Here is a 20,113-nt window from a genome sequence, read left to right as displayed (position 1 = left end):
GGAGTAGTTTGTGTTGTCGTTTAGAGGGGTTGCCTGGATGTTCATCTGTTTAAGGATCGGAGCTTGGAATTGATCAAAACCGCTATGGTCGGACTGGGGAAGATGGGGCTTTCGCATTTGGCGATTCTCCGCACCCATCCGCTTGCGAATATCGTCGCAGGCTGCGATGCCACGACCTACCTGACCGACGGGCTGTCGAAGCACGCGAATCTGAAATGCTATAACGATTACGACCGGCTTCTCGACTCCGAAGATCTAGATGCGATCGTCATCGCGACTCCGTCGAAGTCCCACGCTTCAATGGTGGAAAAGGCACTTCAACGTGGGCTCCACGTCTTCTGCGAAAAGCCATTCGTGCTCCAAGTTGAAGATGGCCAGCGGCTCGTTGAGCTTGCTGAACAAAAACAGCGAGTTACCCAAGTTGGCTACCACTATCGATTCGTGGGGGCGTTTCAAGAGGCCGCACGCGTCGTCAAGTCAGGAGCGCTCGGACGGATTCACCACATTAGAGCCGAGGCGTATGGGCCTGTAGTTCTTCGCCCAAAAGGGGGGACTTGGCGATCTTCGAAAACCGAAGGGGGGGGGGCACTATACGATTACGCCTGCCACGCCGTGGATCTAATTCATTTCGTTCATCAGGCCCCGGAGGCTGTCAGCGGCGTAGTGCGACAACCGGTGTTCTCCCGCGACGTCGATGACGAGGTCTACAGCACGCTCCATTTCAGCGATGGGGCAAGCGGTCAGTTGAGCGTGAATTGGAGCGACGAGAGCTATCGCAAAATGGCGACGAAGGTCTCCATCTGGGGTACCAACGGACGGATCGTCGCGGATCGACAAGAGTGTCAGGTTTACATGCGATCGCCTGCGCCAGAACTCCCCGATTACCAGCAAGGGTGGACGGTTAAATACACGACGGAGCTGACAAAGGAAGTTTGGTTCTATTTACGAGGCGAAGAGTACTCCGCCCAAATCGATCACTTCTTCTGCAATATTCGCGATGTTCGAATGGATGGCGAAAATAGTTTCCGCTCCGCCCTCGAAGCAGACAGGGTTGTGGCGATGCTATTGGACAGCGATAGAGCCAACGACTCGAGACGAGCAGCCATGGCGACAGAAGTCCCCCAAACCAAGAAAGGAGCCTGGTCACGATGGCTCTCTCGCTAAGTACACCCTCGAATGGCCAGCAGGTCATGGATCGCATTCTGTTCGGCGACAATCAGTTCTTCGGCGTGAATCATATGTCGGAGGAGAAGGCGCGCGCACAATCCATTCGTTTCCAGGATTTAAGCGCCATCATCGACGTGCTCGATATCGCATATCATCAAGGAATTCGAACTTTCATGTGCACCACGCATGATCGAGTTGGAGAGATCTGCGATCATTTTCGAGCCCACGCCGCGAAATACGAGAACTACCACTTCTATCCGTGCATGCCCTACGCGCACAAATACGCGAATGCGGTGACCGAACATGGGATGCTCGAGGCACTCAAAAAATTCTTGCCGACGGATGGAAAACTGCAAGCGTTATTCAAGGGTGGGATGGCCGTCGCGAACAAGGATGTGGAAGCGATCATGCAGCTGTTGGTCGACGCCGAGATGAAGATGTTTCATGGGCTTTCTACGCCCGTTATCTTTTTGCAGAACGTTGTCACCGACTTGCTTCTGGGGCTCGGTGTCCACTCTGCTTTTCGAATGTTTCACGATTACATTCGAAGTCGATACGGAGCGGAACCCGGGTTCATTACCATGAACTTGCCGAAATTGCTCGACGTGCTTGATGAGCAAGGAATCGAGAACCCGATCGTATGTGCGAACATTAATAAAATTGGTTTTCGTATGTGCGGTGGGGTTGAGCTCTATGAAAAGGCGATTGCAGAGCGTCAATTTCGACCGATTGCGATGTCGGTATTGGCATCGGGGGCGATCCCCTCGCGCGAGGCGATTGAGTATGTCTGCAACCAACCGAAAATCGAATCCATCGTTTTCGGAGCATCCAGTGCCGGTAATATTCGGCAAACCAGGGATCTTATTATGGAGTTGAGTAGAGGGGCTTAGAGCATGGAGCGAGAGGCATGGAGCATGGGGCATGGGGCATGGGGCATGGGGCATGGCGGGTTTTTGGCCAAAGGCCATACACAACGTAGCTTAGGGCAACGCCCTAGGTTTGCGCCCCCACATGGGTTTTTGGCCAAAGGCCATGGACAACGATTCTTGGGCCGAAGGCCATGCGCGCTGAAGGTGCTTCTGGTGCAATGGCCCCTAACATACAACGGTTTTGTTTATGGCTTTCAGCCAATCAGATCCGTCGGGGGGCCGGGACCTAGGGCGATGCCCTAGGCTATGGTGTGCATGGCCTTCAGCCAAAAAACCCTGAACGCCGTGAGCGTTCCTTGGTTAGATAATGGGTGCAATGGACCCTAACACGCAACGGTTTTGTGTATGGCTTTCAGCCAATCAGATCGTCGGGGGGCGAGACCTAGGGCGTTACCCTAGGCTATGTTGTGCATGGCCGTTGGCCAAAAAACCCTGAACGCCGTGAGCGTTCCTTGGTTAGATAATGGGTGCAATGGACCCTAACACGCAACGGTTTTGTGTATGGCTTTCAGCCAATCAGATCGTCGGGGGGCGAGACCTAGGGCGTTACCCTAGGCTATGTTGTGCATGGCCGTTGGCCAAAAAACCCTGAACGTCGTGAGCGTTCCTTGGTTAGATAATGGGTGCAATGGCCCTTAACAAGCCACGGTTTTGTTTATGGCTTTCAGCCAATCAGATCCGTCGGGGGGCCGGGACCTAGGGCGATGCCCTAGGCTATGGTGTGCATGGCCTTCAGCCAAAAAACCCTGAACGCCGTGAGCGTTCCTTGGTTAGATAATGGGTGCAATGGCCCTTAACAAGCCACGGTTTTGTTTATGGCTTTCAGCCAATCAGATCGTCGGGGGGCGAGACCTAGGGCGTTACCCTAGGCTATGTTGTGCATGGCCGTTGGCCAAAAAACCCTGAATGTCGTGAGCGTTCCTTGGTTAGATAATGGGTGCAATGGCCCTTAACAAGCCACGGTTTTGTTTATGGCTTTCAGCCAATCAGATCCGTCGGGGGGCCGGGACCTAGGGTGTTACCCTAGGCTATGGTGTGCATGGCCTTCAGCCAATAAACCTCTATGCTCCATGCTCCTCGCTCCTCGCTCCTCGCTCCATGCTCCATGCTCCTCGCTACTCGCCACTCGCCACTCGCTACTTTCTTCTCCTCATCCTCTTCAACGCGTGATTGAGGAGGCTGGCGACTTTGGGGACGGTGGTCTCCATCTCGACTGCTATCTCTCGCAGCGGCAGCTGCTGCCAATAGCGAAGCTGTATTACCCGCCTCTCTCGCTCGGGTAATCGCTGCATCACTTGCAGCATTTCTACAACCGACTCCTTCTTGCGATACGTCTCGCTCGGGGTCGGCATGGGACTGGCAAGGAACTCGATCGCTTGACGCGATCCGGTCCCCACTCCTTGCACCTCTTCTTGCTCACGCCGATGGTCCCGGCACCGCGCTCGCAAATCCCGTATCGAACGGAGGATCGTTCGTACCAGGATCCGTCGCAACCACCCACGCCGCTCCAGCTCCGTATTGCCCCGAAACTGCTTGCGCGACGCATACGCCAATAGCAAGGATTGCTGCACGACATCCGAGGGATCGATCCGGCGATGGTAACGTGACGATAAGCTCGCAACCGCGATGTGCTTCAAATAACGTCGATAGGCACTGAGCCGCTCGGCGGACTGGCCCTCAAAAGGAGCGTCAGGGGCAATCATGATGGGGCGGTTCCTGTCCTGGAAGGTCTGGTGGTGCGTGCACGATCCCGCGAAAAATCTTTCTCAAGCTTACTGATTTTTTGAAAATTCTGCGCGCATCGGTCGCGCACTTTGGCTCTAGGTCCATGTCGCAGTCGTTCTGTACTCACTCGCACAAGGATCTAGAACTATGCCGTTCCTTCGTTTTTCGCTGGCATTCGTCCTCTTAACCAGCGCTGGACTCGCCAGCCTCGGTCGTTCCCAAGAAATGGTTGTCTTCGGTGACAGCCTATCGGATACCGGGAACTTTTCTCTCGCATCCGGAGGGACGTTCCCCCCATCCCCCCTTTACTTCCAAGGCCGCTTCTCCAACGGGCCTATCTGGACCGAACGCTTCGCCCCGTCGATCGGCATGCCGTCGCCGGTCGCGTCCCTCGCGGGTGGAAAGAACTTCGCGTTCAACGGTAGCCGAGCACTCGGGCCCTCCCCTTATGGAACGCCCGATCTGCCCACTCAAGTCGGAATGCATCTGCTTCAGCAAAACGGAGCCTTGAACTCAAAAGACCTTTTCGTCCTTTGGATCGGCTCCAACGATATCTACTTCGGTGCTGCGGCCGGGGAACCCTACGCGGTGGAAAATGCCCTTTGGAGTATCGATCAATCGATCCGCAGTCTGCATCAAGCGGGTGCTCGGAAGTTCCTGGTGCTGAATCTGCCTCCCCTGGGGGATACCCCTTACTTCGAGGGAACAGGTGAGATTGCGGATCAACTCGATTGGGCTGCGTTTCAATTCGATATCGGTCTCTTCTTCTCGCTTTGGTTTGCCGAGTCGGAACTGACGAATGTGGAGATCGCCCATGTGGATGTGTTTACCCTGTTTCAGACCGTCAAGCGGAACCCTCGCCGCTTTCAAATCAACAATACGGAAATCGCTTGCACCATCTTCGATCCAAACTCCGGGTTATCGATCGGCTTTGCCCCACGTCCCGGTACCGATCCGGCACGCAGTCTCTTTTGGGATGGGGTTCATCCCACCTCGAGAGCCCATGAAGTGATCGCATTGCGGGCCATGCAAATCGCTAGAATGCAGTTGAGTCCTCTGCTTCCATAGGGACCGTCGATGGCTTGTCTGATCGTATTGGGGAAAAGATCTTGAAACCAAACTGCATTCGGTCGGAACTGCTTCGCGATTATCTGCATGGGGATACCTCCAATCTCGATACTGTCGAGATCGGCAATCACTTGCGAAGTTGCGAAGAATGTCGTCAACGCTTGGAAGCGATCTCGGAGGAAAGCCAATTGCGGCTTTCGACCCTGCTTCGCAAAGAGCAAGGGTTAGGGGCCATCCACAACTATCGACTGCTCGAAATGATCGGTCAGGGGGGGATGGGGACCGTCTACCGCGCGTTGCACATGCAGCTGAATCGGTTGGTCGCGATCAAGGTCATCAATGCGGACCGATTGGAATCGCCGCAGGCAAAGTCCCGTTTCACGAAAGAGATGCAGATGCTGGCTCAGCTCGAGCATCCGCAGATCGTCAGGGCATCGGATGCAGGGGAGCACGAGGGGAAGCCTTACTTTGTGATGGAGTATGTGCATGGCATGGATCTGGGGCAGCTTTTGCAACGCATCGGACCGCTTCCCTACCCGGAAGCTTGCGAGCTGATTCGGCAGGCGGCATCGGCATTGCAATTTGCCCACGATCGAAAGATCCTGCATCGGGACGTCAAGCCCTCCAACATCATGCTCTCGTCCGATGGCCGGCTCAAATTATTGGATCTTGGTTTGGCGCAGATTGTCGGCAGCGAACGGGAGGGAGTCTCCGATTCGGAATATGCCGTCGGGACGCTTGCTTATATGGCCCCTGAAGTCGTCGTGCGAGGCACCAACGCATCGAGCCGCAGCGATGTCTTTAGCCTCGGCGTCACCCTGTTCCATCTTTTGACCGGAATCAAACCCTACGAACAAATCGCTGCACCGACCCCGGTTTTGGATATTTCACTTGTTCGGCCCGACTTGCCACCGGAGCTTGCTGTTCTCGTCCACCAAATGATCGCTCCCATTCCGGAGGATCGTCCTGCGACCATGTTATTGGTGGAACAGATGATTGCACCGTTTGCATCGAATGCGTCGCTGCGGACATTGATTGGGGAGTACTATCGCTGGCAAAGTCGGGGGGCCTATGGAGTTCCTTCCCATTCGTCGTATGTGTTGCCACCTCCGGTGCAAACCCCTCCTAACGACAAACGTCCGATGAGTCATGCGAGACAGACCAAGGCTCGAATGCCGGTCGTTGGCATTGCGGCCGCTTCTTTGCTGGGGATTGGTACCCTCGCCGCCCTTCCATGGGCCTTTCCCTCGATTGTGTCGACGGGGAACAAGGCCGAGGTCGCGCAGGGGGGTGAAGAGCGCACGACGAGCAAAATTGGAATCGGCGAGGATCCAGAGGATTCGGTGGATACTCGCTCAGGGGAGGGGAGATTGGAAAGGATCGAGTCGAACGATCCCTCCCCCCCGATCGAATCGATTCCAGTCAAGGTGGCGATGTTGAACGTCGTGCCTCGGGGTGATTTCGTCTCGTCGCTGCTTCAGGAGGGCCGCATCTATTTGGTCAGTGAACCGAGTGGGGTTCGCTATCTCCTGACGTCGGGCAAGATGGAGTTGCCTCCTGGGAAATTCCAACTGCAGTATGATTCACCCGTTGCGATCCAAGAGAACGGGCAATCGGTGACGCTGGAATCGGTCAGCGGCAACCATTTGAACCTGAGCGCTTCGTTGAAAGGTCCCGGTTTCCAATTCGCAACGATTCCCAATCAACCGGGCGCGTTTGCCACCTATTACGGTTCGATGTGGCGCGAGGGGTGGGCTGATACCAATCCGACGAAGTACGAGCTCTCCATCGAAGTCCTTTCGCAAGCCCTCCCGTCCTACAAGCCCGGCAGTTGGATGTGGCTGCAGGTGAGTGGAAAGAATTTGGACGACCCAAAGGGATACTCCGAGACAGCCACGATTCAAATCGATTACGAGACGTGGCTTCGCAAGCAGAAGCTGGTCGTAGGGGAGGGGTATATTACGGTAAGTGGTTTGTCGTTCCCCTCCACGTGGGAAAAGCGATCGGCAGGGGGGGATGGGAATTCGTTCGTGATCCCGTTCGACGGGAGCACCGATTGGGTCGCATCCAGGAGCGATTTGAGTCCTCCCTCGAATCGCATCAGCATCTACGATTACTTGACCCTCTTCTTTGCGTCGGAAGACTTCGTCGCAGCCAATAGCACGTTGCGCAGCGTTCGCGCCAGTCTGGCCAAGCCAGGCCAACGGAACGACTGGCTGGAGGATATCAACAATAGCACGGGAAACGTGTCGTGTTATGTGGTGAGTTCGCACCCCAAAAGCATTTATCGCAAGTCGGGCTTTTACCACGTCGCGCGTCGGGACGCCGAGCTCTTTGGCTTCGTCGAGATCAACGTCAATCTGGAGTCGTTGAAGGCTTCTTGCTTGAGACGTGGTCAGTCCCAAGAAATCCTTCCTGGTTGGTCGTTGGACAAGCGATTGACCGATCTTCGCAGTCGGTTGGTCGATGTCCCCGAGGAGGAGGTGGTGGTCGAAAAGGACTTAGCCGATAAGAAGGTGGCCGACGCGAAGGTGGCCGACGCGAGATCGGTGAAGCCCCAAGCGATGGAAGGGAGTTTCCTATTCGATCATTTCGATATCGCGATGTTGCCATCCACCCCAGCTCGGGTGCAGTGGAGTGGCATGATCACGCGCAAGGGGCGTACGGAGTTGGTCGATATTCAGCTACAGACGCTCGAGTCAGGCATGATCAATGGTGTGCGGAGTGCGTGCGTCGAATGCAGTGTCATATCGAGCATGGAGGGAGAGGAAGATCATCGAGAGTGGGCGAGGATTTGGATCGACTCGGAACAATATCACAATGCGGGCAATTTTCGGATGCTGCGGGGTTGGATCGCGTTGGATAAGTTGGAGAACGCCTATGTCATCCCCCTCGACGGCGACTTGAGCCCCGTGATTGCCGATCGATTGAAATCTCCCGAATCGTCCCGTTTCGATCGCTTTGGGGCGACCGATATTTTGATCATGGCATTGGGAGCGGAGTACGCGCCCAAGACGAGTTTGGGAAGGCTGCGCGAGCAATTGATGGGGATCTATGTCGGACTGGAGCGGAAGCCGGAGAGTCATGGCCAAGTGACCAAGATTGGCCAAGTCGATGGCTATGTCTGGCAGCAAGCGAACAATCCCATCGCGACCTATCGCTTCTTTCGATCTGAGGAAGTTCCGTTTGGATTTGTGTCGACCAGTTTGCAGATGCTTCAGTCCGTGGAGGTCCGGTTGGAGACGTTAGCGCGCACCACGGATTCCTCGTTGATTCATTCGTTCTTTGGAGACGAAGCCACATTGGTTAAGAATGTGGATAGCAATCGCAAGAAGATTGATGCGATCCAACCGAAGAATTGGCGGTATTGGGAATGGAAGAGTACTGGGGTGACGTACAAGGCGTTTGCGGAGTTTGGAGGGACGATCAAATCGGCGACGAACTCGACGGAAGACGAGTATTTGGTGATTGTCGATAGTGCACGGCGTGCGATTCGCATTCCGGTGACCGAGCTTAGCATCCAGTCGCGTCGCGATATGCAATTGGGGCGCCATTGGACCAGCTACGGCAGCATACCGAATATGGTATTGGTGGAAGATCGGGTAAAGACCCGCGAAGTCATTGTTCGGGACATCAATAGTCGATTCCCCAGCTCACCGTTGCAATTCGATGGTCTTCCAGAATCCGATCGATCCTGGCTCATGCGACTTCGAAACGTGAAATCTCGCAGTACCAACATCACCTCGATCAAGAAGGAGTGGGAGGATTTCCATCTGTATAGATCGAATTAGGGAGGGGGGAGGGGCGAGTGGCGAGTGGCGAGGAGCAGGGAGCAGGGAGCATGGAGCATGGAGGTTTTTTGGCTGAAGGGCATGCACACCATAGCCTAGGGTAACACCCTAGGTTTTGCCACCACAACGATCCCATTGGCTGAAGGCCATACACAAAACCGTTGCGTGTTAGGGGTCATTGCACCAATTATCTATCCAATGAACGCTCACGACGTTCAGGGTTTTTTGCCTGAAGGGCATGCACACCATAGCCTAGGGCAACGCCCTAGGTTTTGCCCCCACAACGGATCCGATTGGCTGAAAGCCATACACAAAACCGTGGCATGTTAGGGGCGATTGCACAAATTACCGAACCATTGCACATTCCTCACGTTCCGGTTTTTTGGCTGAAGGCCATGCACACCGTAGCCTAGGGCAACGCCCTACGTTTTGCCTCCACAACGGATCCGATTGGCTGAAGGCCATAAACAAAACCGTTGCGTGTTAGGGGCGATTGCACCAATTACCGAACCAATGCACATTCCTCGCGCTCAGGGTTTTTTTGGCTGAAGGCCATGCACACCATAGCCTAGGGTAACACCCTAGGTTTTGCCACCACAACGATCCCATTGGCTGAAGGCCATACACAAAACCGTTGCGTGTTTGGGGCGATTACACCAGCAGCACCTTCAGCGCGCATGGCCTTCGGCCCAAGAATCGTTGTTGATGCCCTACAGGCAAAAAACCGTGCGCGCGGTTGGATACCTAGGGCGTTGCCCTAGGCTATGTTGTGTATGGCCGTTGGCCAAAAAACCCGTGTGGGGGCGCAAACCTAGGGCGTTGCCCTAGGCTATGTTGTGCATGGCCGTTGGCCAAAAAACCCGCCATGCCCCATGCCCCTCGCCCCTCGCCACTCGCTACTCGCTACTCTCTACTCTCTTCCTCGCCACTCGCCACTCGCTACTCGCTACTACTCTCTTCCTCGCTACTCGCTACTCTAAACTTCTTGAATCACATGCAGATGGCCTTGGCGGATGAATTGGATGATCCAGCGGCTGTCAGGGGTGGATTCGGATAATCGATCAAGCCACTGGCTGCGGTTGCGGTGGATCTGTACCCCCGTCGCCGTCGACGCTGCGTCGGCACTGGTGGCATCGCTGGCTAATAGGGTGACGCTTTGTGGACTATCTAGCCCCAATCCCAATCGCGGGTCCAGAATGTGACTCGAGGTTTCACTTCGCGAGCGACTTCTCGCATCGGGTAGTCGCTGCCAACGATCGCCCGATGTGGAGATGCCACATTGCGATAAAGATAATCGCATCAACTCAACCGGTTCCTCGTTCGCAACCCCACGCGGACAAACGTCGATGGTGACGGGCCATCCCGCCGCGTTCGATGGGGGCTTTCCAATCCGCATGTTCCCTGCGAAGTTGATCAAACATCGATCGATCCCCTTCTCCACCAACAAATCAAAAAGCCGATCCGCTACCCATCCCTTTCCAATCGCGCCAAAGTCGAAACGAATTCCAGGACGCTTGAACCGCAATCGACATCCTGCACGGTCCCACTCCACCCACTCCCATCCCATCGACTCCTTGGCTCGCTCCCAATCGGCCGATGCTGACAACTTTCTCTTTCTCCTCAGCCGAGTCATGGCACCGAGCGACGCGTCAAACGCTCCTTCGCTGAGCTGGTACCAGCGGTCGGCTTGGCTCAGGATGCGTCCAAGATCCTCACTCACCGCGTGCCATTGCAAATCGTCTGCGGCAACAGAAACTCTCGACGCTTCGCTATCGTCGTCGTAATCACTGAGCAACCCGTTCCAGTACTCAGCGAGCTCGCGCCCCTCGCGATCCACCCTCCTGGCCCGCTCGGCCACTTCCGCTCGCGGTTCTCCAGCGTCTTCCCATAGGATCCGAAGCAGACTTCCCATGGCTGGGAATTGAGTCTGGTAGGACGCGGATTCCAAATCCAGACTCTGGGCTACCTCTCCTCCAAGAACCGAACCACCGACGCCGCCCAAGGCCCCGGTCATGCCAACTGATCCGACAATTCCCCATGCGCTTCTGGCTAAAAACAACCGGCGCGACTGCAGGGCACTATCTCTCAGGTGCATGGCATTGTTCATAGTAGAGAGCAACCCTCCTCGTTGATCACCGGCATGGTCGGGATGGCCCTGCGCGGCGCCAACGCCATCCCACGCGGGAATAATTTTCTGCTTGGCTCGGTGCTGGTGGTTTTGGTGACCGGCGTCGATCCGCTGCGTTCTTTCTTTCCTGCGCTGCATCCTGGCGATCCCCTATCGAATGATGCGGAACCGTGACGCGCTGCTGCCAAGTCCGATGGATTCGGCTCGAGCCCCTAATGCATCCAACGCGTTCTGTCCCACATCGCCGAGCGATACGGTCCAATCGTTGACATAGAGCTCGACATGTTTCATGAGAACCGAATCGTCGAACTCCTGCGCGTATCGCCGCATGGTCGGCAAGGTCGCTTCAGGATTCTGCTGCGCGTAGAGGATCGATTCGTGAATGATGGACTGCACCTGATGCAGGACCTCTTCGCCGAGCGCGAAAGACCCAATGATCCCACCCAGGGGTAACGGGCAATGGGTCTCGGTTTCCCAACGCGTTCCAAGATCCTCGACCAAGTAAAGACCTTCTTGTTGCCAGGTGAATCGCCCTTCGTGAATGCATACCCCGAAGTCCGCTTCTTTGCGCTTCAGCTTGGGCATGATCTCCGAAAAAACAACATGCTGCACTGGAGCGGTGCCGGGATAAAAGAGCTTGTAGAGGAGGGTGGCGGTGGTGTCTTTGCCTGGACAGAGGGTTCGTTGTTCGGGAGTCGATGGGATCGAATGGGGTTCGGCGGCTAGTAGCAGTGGGCCTACTCCGAACCCAAGCGCCGAGCCGCTGTCAAAGACCCCATAGCGATCGGCCAGATAAAGGGCTGCGTGAAAACTGGTTTTGGCGACATCCAAGGTCCCTTCAAGCAATCGATCGTTCAACGTTTGGATGTCCAGCAGTTCGATCTCGAAATCCAACCCTCGCCAATCTACCAATCGATTCAGGAATGCGTGGAATGCGAACGTATCGTTCGGGCAAGTTGAGATAGCAAAACGTATGGGTGGTCTCATCGGTCTGTTGTCTTACGTGTTCGTCTCAAGCACTTGTGCCATCGCCGCATCGAGACTTCGTTCGATTTCCCAGTGGCGGTGGTCCCGATCTCCCACGCGATTGGAAATCCCTCGCACGATTCGGAGCGGTATATGGGTCAATCTGCATGCGGCCGCTACGGAAAATCCCTCCATGTCCTCGGCGATCGCGGCGGGATGTTTTGCCATGCGCCGTTTGACCTCTTCGCTGTCGCTGGCGGCGGATGCGACGGTTAATAACTCCGCGTCGCACCGGGGGTCGGATCCAAAGTCGATGCGATCGGCGATCTCAGGTGGTCCGGTCCAATGGTGCCAGTTCAAGTCTCCTGCGGAAACGAATGACTCGCCGGTCCCAACGCCTACGCCATAGCAAGTGACGCGCGAGAATTCGACGCTACTCCCAATAGGCAGATCCTCGGCATAGGCCCCCGCGATGCCCAGGAGCACCACCTCGGTCGGATTCCATCGCTGCAATGCCATGGCCGTGGTGATACCCGCGATGGCCATGCCGAATCCGCATAGCTCGATTTTGTTTCCTTGCTCGGTCCACGCGCGACGCAGCTCCAAGGAGAGTCGTTCCCGTTCAAACGCTGTGGGGATGAGGAGCAGTTTCAATGCAGGTCTCTTAGGGAAGCAAGGCCCTTAGGCAAAGGGCCGCAACTCGTTCAGAACTTGTTCGTGCACCAAACCATTGCTTCCGAAGCAATGGGGGACGCGGATATCGTATTCCCCGTTCCAAGTGGAAAACGTCCCCCCGGCTTCTTGAATGACCGGAGCAACTGCGGCGACGTCCCAGGGGTTGACGATAGGATCCACCATCACCTCCGCGCGTCCAGTCGCCACGAGGAGATACCCGTAGCCATCGCCCCAAGTTCTCGTGACATAGGCTAGTTGTTCAAGATTTTTGTAGGCCGACTCGGCTTGCCGCACTCCGAAGTTGTCGATTTGGGAGGTGACCAGCAATCCGTCCTCCAGTCGCGGTTGCGAGGATACGCGGCATCGCTGCAAGACAATTGGACCTGGGTCGGTGCCATACTTCGGGTCCCCTTGCAATGGGGCGCTGCCATACCAAGCTCCCAGTCCTTTGGCCGCGATAACGAGCTCACCCAAGACGGGGATATAGATGACACCAATCATGGGTTCTGCACGATAGGTCATCCCGATCAAGGTGGAATAGAGAGGAACGCCGGAGATGAAGCTCTTTGTGCCATCGATCGGGTCGATGATCCATTCGAACTCGCTTTGCCCCTCGACGATTCCGAACTCTTCACCCAGGATGGCATCGTCACGGTATCGATCGGAGATCATGCCTCTAGCCAGTTGCTCAGCAGCTTTGTCGGCGGCCGTTACTGGTGATTTGTCTCTCTTCCTTTCGACTTGGACACCCGAGCTGCGATAAAAGGGCAACGTGGCGTTTCCGGAGGCGATCGCAAGATCCAACGCGAACTGCAGGCGTCCGCTCATTTCCGAGGCAAGCGTACCGGGCAATCGAAAGTCGAGCACCATCTCATCTATCCCTGTGGGAGTAACTCAATCTCAAGGCGGTCGACAGTATAGGGGGCAAGTCCCAATCGCTCAACGCAAGGGGCCTCCCTCCTTCTTCGACGGAACAGTTGGTCAGCCTTCGAGCGACTCGAGATCGAGTTCGGTGGCGGGTCGATCAAGCCCCGTTCCTTCGGACATGGTGGTTGATGTGGGGAGTGCTTTGGATTCTCGGACGACCAAACGTCCCAGATCCAGTCGAGTCACCTTGACCGGCTTGCCACGGTCAATGGGACCCGTCTCGCTGATGGCTTCATAGCTTTCGTCGTTGATGGTTACATAGCCACCTGGGAGCAGATCGCATGCAGCTGTTCCGATCTGTCCGATGAGTTGATCCGCGGCACCTGATTTGGCAGCATCGGACCAAACGAACGATTCGGCGGGGACTGGCTCGACGATCATTCGTTTCCCCATAGGTGTTTTGGGCCAAACGACGACAAAGACCCAGAGTAAAACGGGGATGAGTGCAAAGGTCGCCACGAGCATTGCCATTCCGGCTTGGAAGCTATAGCGAAAGGCGAAGATAACAGCCCCCAATGCGAGGAATCCCGTGACGGCGACCAGGACTCCACCGCTGGGGATCATCAAGTCGATGGCGAATATCACAATGGCCAGAATAAACAGGCCCAACGCTATCCCTAAAAATGACACTCGCTCGCTACACTTTCTTTGGTATCCAAGAATTCGAACAACTGGTTGATCAAGGGAACTACTCGATGCGATTCGCCGCTTTGCGGAACCTTTCGAGTCTCTCGCGAAGGGACTCGGGAGGTCTGACGCGAGAACCATCTTCGAGATACCCGCGGAGCTGGTCGTCTTGATCGGTCGTCCCCTGAACTTTGCTCCCTGATTTCTTCAATCCCAACGATCGCAGTGCCGCATCGAGGTCCCGTTTCTTATCCGGGTCCGTTTTGGCTTCCTCTTTTGCTTTGGACCAGCGATCGATAAAGCGTTGCATGTCTTCTTTGGACCAATTGAGTTTGCGCAGGAGCTCGGGATCGGGTTGATCCCGCTGCTCTTTCAGATACTCGAGGGCCAGGTCGGTTTGTTTGTCTGCGTAGGTGGTGTCCATCGGGTTGCGAGCTGGAAGGACTTCGCGGCCATCGGGTTTGGCGATGGCCGAGTCGGAGCCGGTGGGGGAACGCATGTTGCCGGTAATATTCCCGCGATCGGAGGGTTTGCCGCCTTCGGCGGCGGATTGGTTGGCGGATTCTCCGCCAGGCTCGGAGCCGGGTTGGGAGGCGGATTCTCCGCCGGGTTGATTGGCGCCGGATTGATTGGCGCCGGATTGATTGGCGCCGGATTGATTGGCGCCGGATTGATTGGCGCCGGGTTGATTGGCGCCGGGTTGGGGGGAGGGACTAGGTTGACGAGGTTGACCAGGTTGACGTTGTTGACCGCCGGATGGGGTGGCGGATTCTCCGCCGAGCTGACTGCCGGATTCTCCGCCGGGCTGATTGGCACCGGGCTGGTTAGCGCCGGGTTGATTAGCGCCGGGCTGGTTGGCGCCGGGTTGGTTAGAACCGGGCTGGTTAGCGCCGGGCTGGTTAGCGCCGGGCTGATTGGCGCCGGGCTGGTTGGCGCCGGGTTGGTTAGAACCGGGCTGGTTAGCGCCGGGCTGGTTGGCGCCGGGCTGATTAGCGCCGGGCTGATTAGCGCCGGGTTGATTAGCGCCGGGTTGATTAGCGCCGGGTTGATTGGCGCCGGGTTGATTGGCACCGGGTTGGTTAGCGCCGGGTTGGTTGGCGCCGGGTTGATTGGCGCCGGACTGGTTGGCGCCGGGCTGGTTAGCGCCGGGTTGGTTGGCGCCGGGCTGGTTGGCACCGGGTTGATTGGCACCGGGTTGATTGGCGCCGGGCTGGTTGGCGCCGGGCTGGTTGGCGCCGGGCTGGTTAGCGCCGGGTTGATTGGCGCCGGGTTGATTGGCGCCGGGTTCATTGGCACCGGGTTGATTGGCACCGGGTTGGTTAGCGCCGGGTTGGTTGGCGCCGGGTTGATTGGCGCCGGGCTGGTTGGCGCCGGGCTGGTTGGCGCCGGGCTGGTTGGCGCCGGGCTGGTTGGCGCCGGGCTGGTTGGCGCCGGGCTGGTTGGCGCCGGGTTGATTGGCGCCAGGTTGGTTGGCGCCGGGCTGGTTGGCGCCGGGTTGGTTGGCGCCGGGTTGGTTAGCGCCAGGTTGGTTGGCACCGGGTTGGTTAGCGCCAGGTTGGTTAGCGCCAGGTTGGTTAGCGCCAGGTTGGTTAGCGCCAGGTTGGTTGGCACCGGGTTGGTTGGCACCGGGTTGGTTGGCACCGGGTTGGTTGGCACCGGGTTGGTTGGCACCGGGTTGGTTGGCGCCGGGCTGGTTGGCGCCGGGTTGGTTGGCACCGGGTTGGTTGGCACCGGGTTCTCCGGCGGATTGTTGGGAGGGACGAGGTTGACTAGGTTGATTAGGTTGACGTTGTTGACCGCCGGGTGGGGGGGCGGATTCTCCGCCGGATTGACTGCCGGATTCTCCGCCGGGCTGACTGCCGGATTGATTGGTGGCGTTTTGTTGGGATTGTTGGCGCTGCTCTCGGTGTTCGTTGATGGCATCGAACGCTTCGCCGTCGTGCTCAGGTGATTTCCCGGTCTCGTTTCCGCTCGGGGTGGACGAGGTGTTGCTTTCCGATCCGTTTGATGGGTCGTTTTGAGCCTCACCCGAGTCGCCACCTTGAGTACCCGTGTCGCCGCCTTGAGCACCTGACGGCTGAGAATTCGAATCTGGAGTCCCCTCCGAGTTGGAGGAGCCTGAACCTGAGCCTGTCCCTGAGCCTTTCTCTGAACCGGACTCGTTCGAGCCCTCTTGTCCGGCCCCCTGGCCGCTTCCGTTCGACGAATCCGAATTGCCAGACGCTCCTGTGCTTCCTCCTTGCCCGCTTCCCTTTCCTTTCCCTTTTCCTTGGGTGGATTCTTCTCCGGATGCGCCACCTCCTGCACCGCTCTGCGCCGAGTCTCCTTGCGCGCCCGACGAATCTTGACCACCCGATGCACCGGAGTTGTTGTTCTTTCCTTGTTGGTTGTTCTGCGTCGACGCGTCCCCTTGACCATTTCCTTTCTGGTTTTGCGGCTTGGTCAGATCAGGAGACTTCGTCGGCTCTTTGCCTGCGTTCTTTGGATCCTTTGCATCGGGGCGCGCTGTTGCCGCGACGACTTTCACTTCCACGTGGCTTGATTCACGTTCATTGGGTTCCAGGGTATCGGTACCGGGTTTGCGACGGTTATCCTCTGCGATGGCGAAGACTTCAACGCGATCGCCATTTTTCAGTCCCAGTTCACGTGGGGAGAATCGGTAGGACTTGAGAACTTGTTCAATCGTGCCGGTTTCGGTCTCGAACAAGGTGACGTCGGCGATCGGAGGGGATTGTTCCCGTCTAGGCAGCGGATGGACGGTGACTCGCAGATTTGCGAGTCCGTAGTCCGGATCGCGAGCGCGGAACTCCAAATCGAGAGCTTGATCCTCTGGCACTTCCAAGCTAGCCGGAACGTCGCTGGCCAAGTTGACCGTGGGAGCGATGTCGGCCAGGACCTTCAATTGGTAGATCACGGGATCCGAATTTTGTTCACCGAGTGGATTCGTTCCTTTGATGCGATAGCGGTGAAGGGATGGGCTGCTCTTTTCGTCATTCAGCAGAGCCAACCACTCACCTTGTAGCTCCGTCTTTTGGACTTTCAAGTCCAGTAGGCTGGAGGCTTGCAATAGGATTCCTCGTTCCAGTACCGGGTTGAACTCGATGCGGGATTTTTCTAACGGTTGGTTGGCGTGAGCAAATAGTTGCACCCGAGTCCCTTCGGGAACTTCGCATGAGCCATCTTTGAGAATCGTGCGATCTTTGAGTTTCGTGTAGGGGGGGAACTGCAGTTGCAGTCGGTCGATAGCGATGAGGGGTACCGTTTGGATTTTGACATCAAAGGGACCTTCCACGGCATCTCCCGCTTCGATCCAGTAGGTGAAGGGTTGGTGCAGTCCTCCGATCCCTTCGCCGAAGTGGACCGAGTAGCTGAGCCCTTCGATTTCGGGTTTGAGTTTGACCCGTTGACCAATCTTTTGGCCGTCGGAGAGATCGTATCGCAGGTGTGCGGCATCTTGTTTGTACATTCCGCGGGTGCTGACGGAGACAATTAGATTGGTCCCTTGGGTGATGGTTGTCGAACCGGGGTTCACCTCCAGGATTTGAACGCGTGATGCGGGATCGATGGCCGCGAAGGGCATGAAGATTCGCGCGAGGGAGACGACACTGCTTTTGGGGGCTGCGAAGCTGTAGATTAGGAAGGCGAGGAGCGAGGTGACGAAGAAGGTCGTCCACTTGAGCAATGATCCGGTATCCAGAACGCTCCCGGAGTCGGCACCTTTGAGATTGCGAGCCGCGAATCGACCGACGACCGCAAGGACACCACGCGGAGTCGGTTCGTCTGCGGTCGATAGCTGCAGCCAACTGATGAGACTTTCCTTCATCCCTGGATAGAGGGATTCGATTTTTCGTGCGGCATGTTCGGGGTGAATAGGTTTCAGGAGTAGCGGGAAGACTTTTCTCGGAATCCACCACAGCGAAAAGAAAAGGATGGCGGCGCAGAAGAGGAGTCGGGCGATTTGGGGAAGGGGAGCGACCCAATGGTCTAGGAACACCGCCAGAACGATCAGCATGAGGACGCCGGTCAACCATAGGACCAATCCGATTCCCAGTTCCAGTCGGCGCATCGATTTGGCCGCGGTTTGCAAATAATCCAAAAGAGTCTCTCGGCTCACGGTACCCGTTTGGGACGCGCTGGCGGATTGGATTGCTTTGGCGGATGAGGTTGGCATGCGAATGGAAGTCGACCGAGACAAGGTAAATCTTTGACGTGCTGCTGCCTGGCTCCCGATCTCGGGGACCGACTCATTCATTATATGCAATTGGTCCAAGGAATCGGGGGGGAATTCCCAGTTGGACCCTTTCGAATCGAGTCGGTTCGTGGCGAATCTGTGGAATTTCCTGGCTAGGGTGTGAAGGCGCCAGGCGTGATGGGCTTGCTCACCCTGGATACTAAGGCTCAAATCCCGGGTGAGCCGGAATCCCTGCTGGCAGTGGACAGCGTATTTCAAGGAGTCATCGCGTTGAGAGCTGAGATCATTTCGATTGGGGATGAGCTAACGAGTGGGAATCGATTGGACACGAACAGCCAGTGGCTGAGTCAACAGCTGGGCGCGCTCGGTATACAAACCGCATTTCATACCACCGTCGGGGATTGCCATGCCGATAACATCGCCGCGTTTCGAAATGCAGCAGCTCGCGCGGACATTGTGATCTCGACAGGCGGGTTAGGGCCGACCGCGGACGATTTGACCCGGGAAGCGATCGCGGATGCGTTTCAACATCCGCTCGCACTTCGGCAAGAAGCCCTCGATCATATCGAAAAGCTTTTCGCGACGCGGAACAGGCCGATGCCGGAGCGCAATCGAGTTCAAGCGATGTTTCCGGAGGGAGCTCGCATCATTTCCAATCCGCACGGGACCGCGCCGGGCATCGATCTGGTGATTACCGACGGGGCTCGATCCAGTCGCATCTTCGCGTTACCAGGTGTTCCCGCCGAGATGAAGCAGATGTATCAGGAGACCATCGAATCGCTCTTGGTCCGCGAGTTAGGTGCAGGGAAGACGCGCTGGTATTACCGCGAGCTCAAGTTGTTCGGAGTTGGGGAGAGCGATGTGGAGAAGATGATTCCTGACTTGATCGCACGAGATCGCGATCCGGTCGTTGGGATCACGGTTTCGAAGGCGACGATCACGCTCCGCATTGCGGCTTGCTGTGAGAGCGAGGAAGTGTTCCGTGAGCGGATTGCTTCGACCGAGTCGATCATTCGTGAGAAGCTCGGTGCCCTCGTGTTCGGCACCGGAAGTGGCGATCTGGATGAAGCCGTCGCGAAGATGTTGGACGACCACCGACTGAAGCTGGGCGTAATCGAATACGGAGCGGGGGTTTGGATAGCACCCTTATTGAGCAAACATCAGACGACCGATCCTGAGTTCGGATTGGTGGCGGCGCGATGGCACCCGCAGTTGCCGCAACGATATGAATCGGCAGCGGAGAGAGAGGCATCACTCCAGTCGATAGCCGAGGAGATGTTACAATCCCAGCAGCTTGATCTATGTCTGCTCGTCGCGACCTACCCATCGATGACGGACGTCGTCACTTCCACCACGCTTCCATCGTCCGACTTCACGATGGTCTTAGCCCGGCGAGAGCGAAAGACCCTCACGACGCAAATCACCCTCGGCGCCCATCCCGAAGTGCTTTACCATCGTCTGGCCAAAACTGGATTGAATTTCCTTCGAACGGAGCTCCTTAAGCGTGACTAGTCCCCAACGCTTCTTTGTTGCCAAGACGACCGAAATCCCCGCGAACGAAGGGCGAGCCTTCCCAATCGCAAATCGGATGATCGCGGTCTTTCAGTATGAGGGGGAGTTTCACGCGATGGATGATTTTTGCCCGCATATGGGGGCATCGTTGGCGGGTGGTTGTTTGGAGCGGGGGACCGTCGCATGTCCGTGGCACGGCTGGCAATTCTCCCTCAAAGATGGGGGATGGATCGAAAATCCGAAGATCAAATCGCAGGTTTACCCGGTGATTGTCGAAGGGGACGACGTTTTCGTGGAAGTCGTGCCGGATTAGGGCAAGTCGTTCGCCCAACGGTGGCGGAAAATGGGCCGGAGCTAAGACGGTTTTTCCTCACGGGCGGATCGGTCCGTGGTTAGGATAGATCCG

The 20,113-nt window shown here is 56.7% G+C and carries 14 protein-coding genes; 7 read left to right on the top strand and 7 right to left on the bottom strand.

Annotated features, from left to right (window positions below; all coding sequences use genetic code 11):
• Positions 1–63 precede the first annotated feature (63 nt).
• Positions 64–1,164 (top strand): Gfo/Idh/MocA family protein, encoded by a 1,101-nt coding sequence (locus SH467x_RS20735; RefSeq protein ID WP_482368999.1) that lies wholly within the window; start codon positions 64–66, stop codon positions 1,162–1,164.
• On the top strand, positions 1,149–2,057 hold the full coding sequence (locus SH467x_RS20730; protein WP_482368998.1) for a hypothetical protein: 909 nt from the start codon (positions 1,149–1,151) through the stop codon (positions 2,055–2,057). Before SH467x_RS20735 ends, SH467x_RS20730 begins: the two co-directional genes overlap by 16 nt.
• Before the next feature lie 1,175 nt (positions 2,058–3,232).
• Here SH467x_RS20730 and SH467x_RS20725 read toward each other — a convergent pair.
• Positions 3,233–3,799 (bottom strand): sigma-70 family RNA polymerase sigma factor, encoded by a 567-nt coding sequence (locus SH467x_RS20725; protein ID WP_482368997.1) that lies wholly within the window; start codon positions 3,797–3,799, stop codon positions 3,233–3,235.
• A gap of 169 nt (positions 3,800–3,968) precedes the next feature.
• Here SH467x_RS20725 and SH467x_RS20720 point away from each other — a divergent pair, with 169 nt between their 5' ends.
• Complete coding sequence (locus tag SH467x_RS20720) at positions 3,969–4,889, top strand: SGNH/GDSL hydrolase family protein (protein ID WP_482368996.1); 921 nt, start codon at positions 3,969–3,971, stop codon at positions 4,887–4,889.
• A gap of 14 nt (positions 4,890–4,903) precedes the next feature.
• A complete protein-coding gene (locus tag SH467x_RS20715; protein WP_482368995.1) occupies positions 4,904–8,680 on the top strand; it encodes a protein kinase domain-containing protein in 3,777 nt (1,258 codons plus the stop codon).
• Positions 8,681–9,656: 976 nt separating this feature from the next.
• Here the strand turns inward: SH467x_RS20715 and SH467x_RS20710 are convergent.
• Positions 9,657–10,694 carry an FAD:protein FMN transferase gene (locus SH467x_RS20710; protein ID WP_482368994.1) on the bottom strand — a complete coding sequence of 346 codons (1,038 nt, stop codon included), beginning with the start codon at positions 10,692–10,694 and terminating at the stop codon, positions 9,657–9,659.
• A 114-nt stretch (positions 10,695–10,808) separates the two neighbouring features.
• On the opposite strand from SH467x_RS20710, the gene SH467x_RS20705 reads away from it, so the two are divergent.
• Positions 10,809–10,982, top strand: a complete 174-nt coding sequence (locus tag SH467x_RS20705; RefSeq protein WP_482368993.1) for a hypothetical protein — start codon at positions 10,809–10,811, stop codon at positions 10,980–10,982.
• Here the strand turns inward: SH467x_RS20705 and SH467x_RS20700 are convergent.
• From SH467x_RS20700 to SH467x_RS20680, 5 genes are all read right to left on the bottom strand, one after another.
• Entirely contained in the window at positions 10,959–11,795 is an 837-nt protein-coding gene (locus SH467x_RS20700) for a 1,4-dihydroxy-6-naphtoate synthase (protein ID WP_482368992.1), read from the bottom strand. The genes SH467x_RS20705 and SH467x_RS20700 overlap by 24 nt on opposite strands.
• 12 nt (positions 11,796–11,807) lie before the next feature.
• Complete coding sequence (gene mqnB / locus SH467x_RS20695; protein ID WP_482368991.1) at positions 11,808–12,428, bottom strand: futalosine hydrolase; 621 nt, start codon at positions 12,426–12,428, stop codon at positions 11,808–11,810.
• Positions 12,429–12,455: 27 nt separating this feature from the next.
• Positions 12,456–13,319, bottom strand: a complete 864-nt coding sequence (locus tag SH467x_RS20690) for an inositol monophosphatase family protein (RefSeq protein ID WP_482368990.1) — start codon at positions 13,317–13,319, stop codon at positions 12,456–12,458.
• 111 nt (positions 13,320–13,430) lie between these two features.
• Positions 13,431–13,985 carry an NfeD family protein gene (locus SH467x_RS20685; RefSeq protein ID WP_482368989.1) on the bottom strand — a complete coding sequence of 185 codons (555 nt, stop codon included), beginning with the start codon at positions 13,983–13,985 and terminating at the stop codon, positions 13,431–13,433.
• A gap of 79 nt (positions 13,986–14,064) precedes the next feature.
• Positions 14,065–18,174, bottom strand: a complete 4,110-nt coding sequence (locus SH467x_RS20680) for a hypothetical protein (protein WP_482368988.1) — start codon at positions 18,172–18,174, stop codon at positions 14,065–14,067.
• A 198-nt stretch (positions 18,175–18,372) separates the two neighbouring features.
• On the opposite strand from SH467x_RS20680, the gene SH467x_RS20675 reads away from it, so the two are divergent.
• Together SH467x_RS20675 and SH467x_RS20670 are read left to right on the top strand one after the other, a co-directional pair.
• Positions 18,373–19,707 carry a competence/damage-inducible protein A gene (locus SH467x_RS20675; protein WP_482368987.1) on the top strand — a complete coding sequence of 445 codons (1,335 nt, stop codon included), beginning with the start codon at positions 18,373–18,375 and terminating at the stop codon, positions 19,705–19,707.
• Positions 19,700–20,020, top strand: coding sequence for a Rieske (2Fe-2S) protein (locus tag SH467x_RS20670; protein WP_482368986.1), 321 nt, complete (start codon positions 19,700–19,702; stop codon positions 20,018–20,020). The genes SH467x_RS20675 and SH467x_RS20670 overlap by 8 nt, the downstream gene beginning before the upstream one ends.
• Positions 20,021–20,113: the final 93 nt, after the last annotated feature.

This window comes from Brakhagea slesvicensis (genome assembly GCF_052161625.1).
Taxonomy (GTDB): Bacteria; Planctomycetota; Planctomycetia; order Pirellulales; family Pirellulaceae; genus JBKCUI01.
This window is presented reverse-complemented; position numbering and strand designations above follow the sequence as displayed.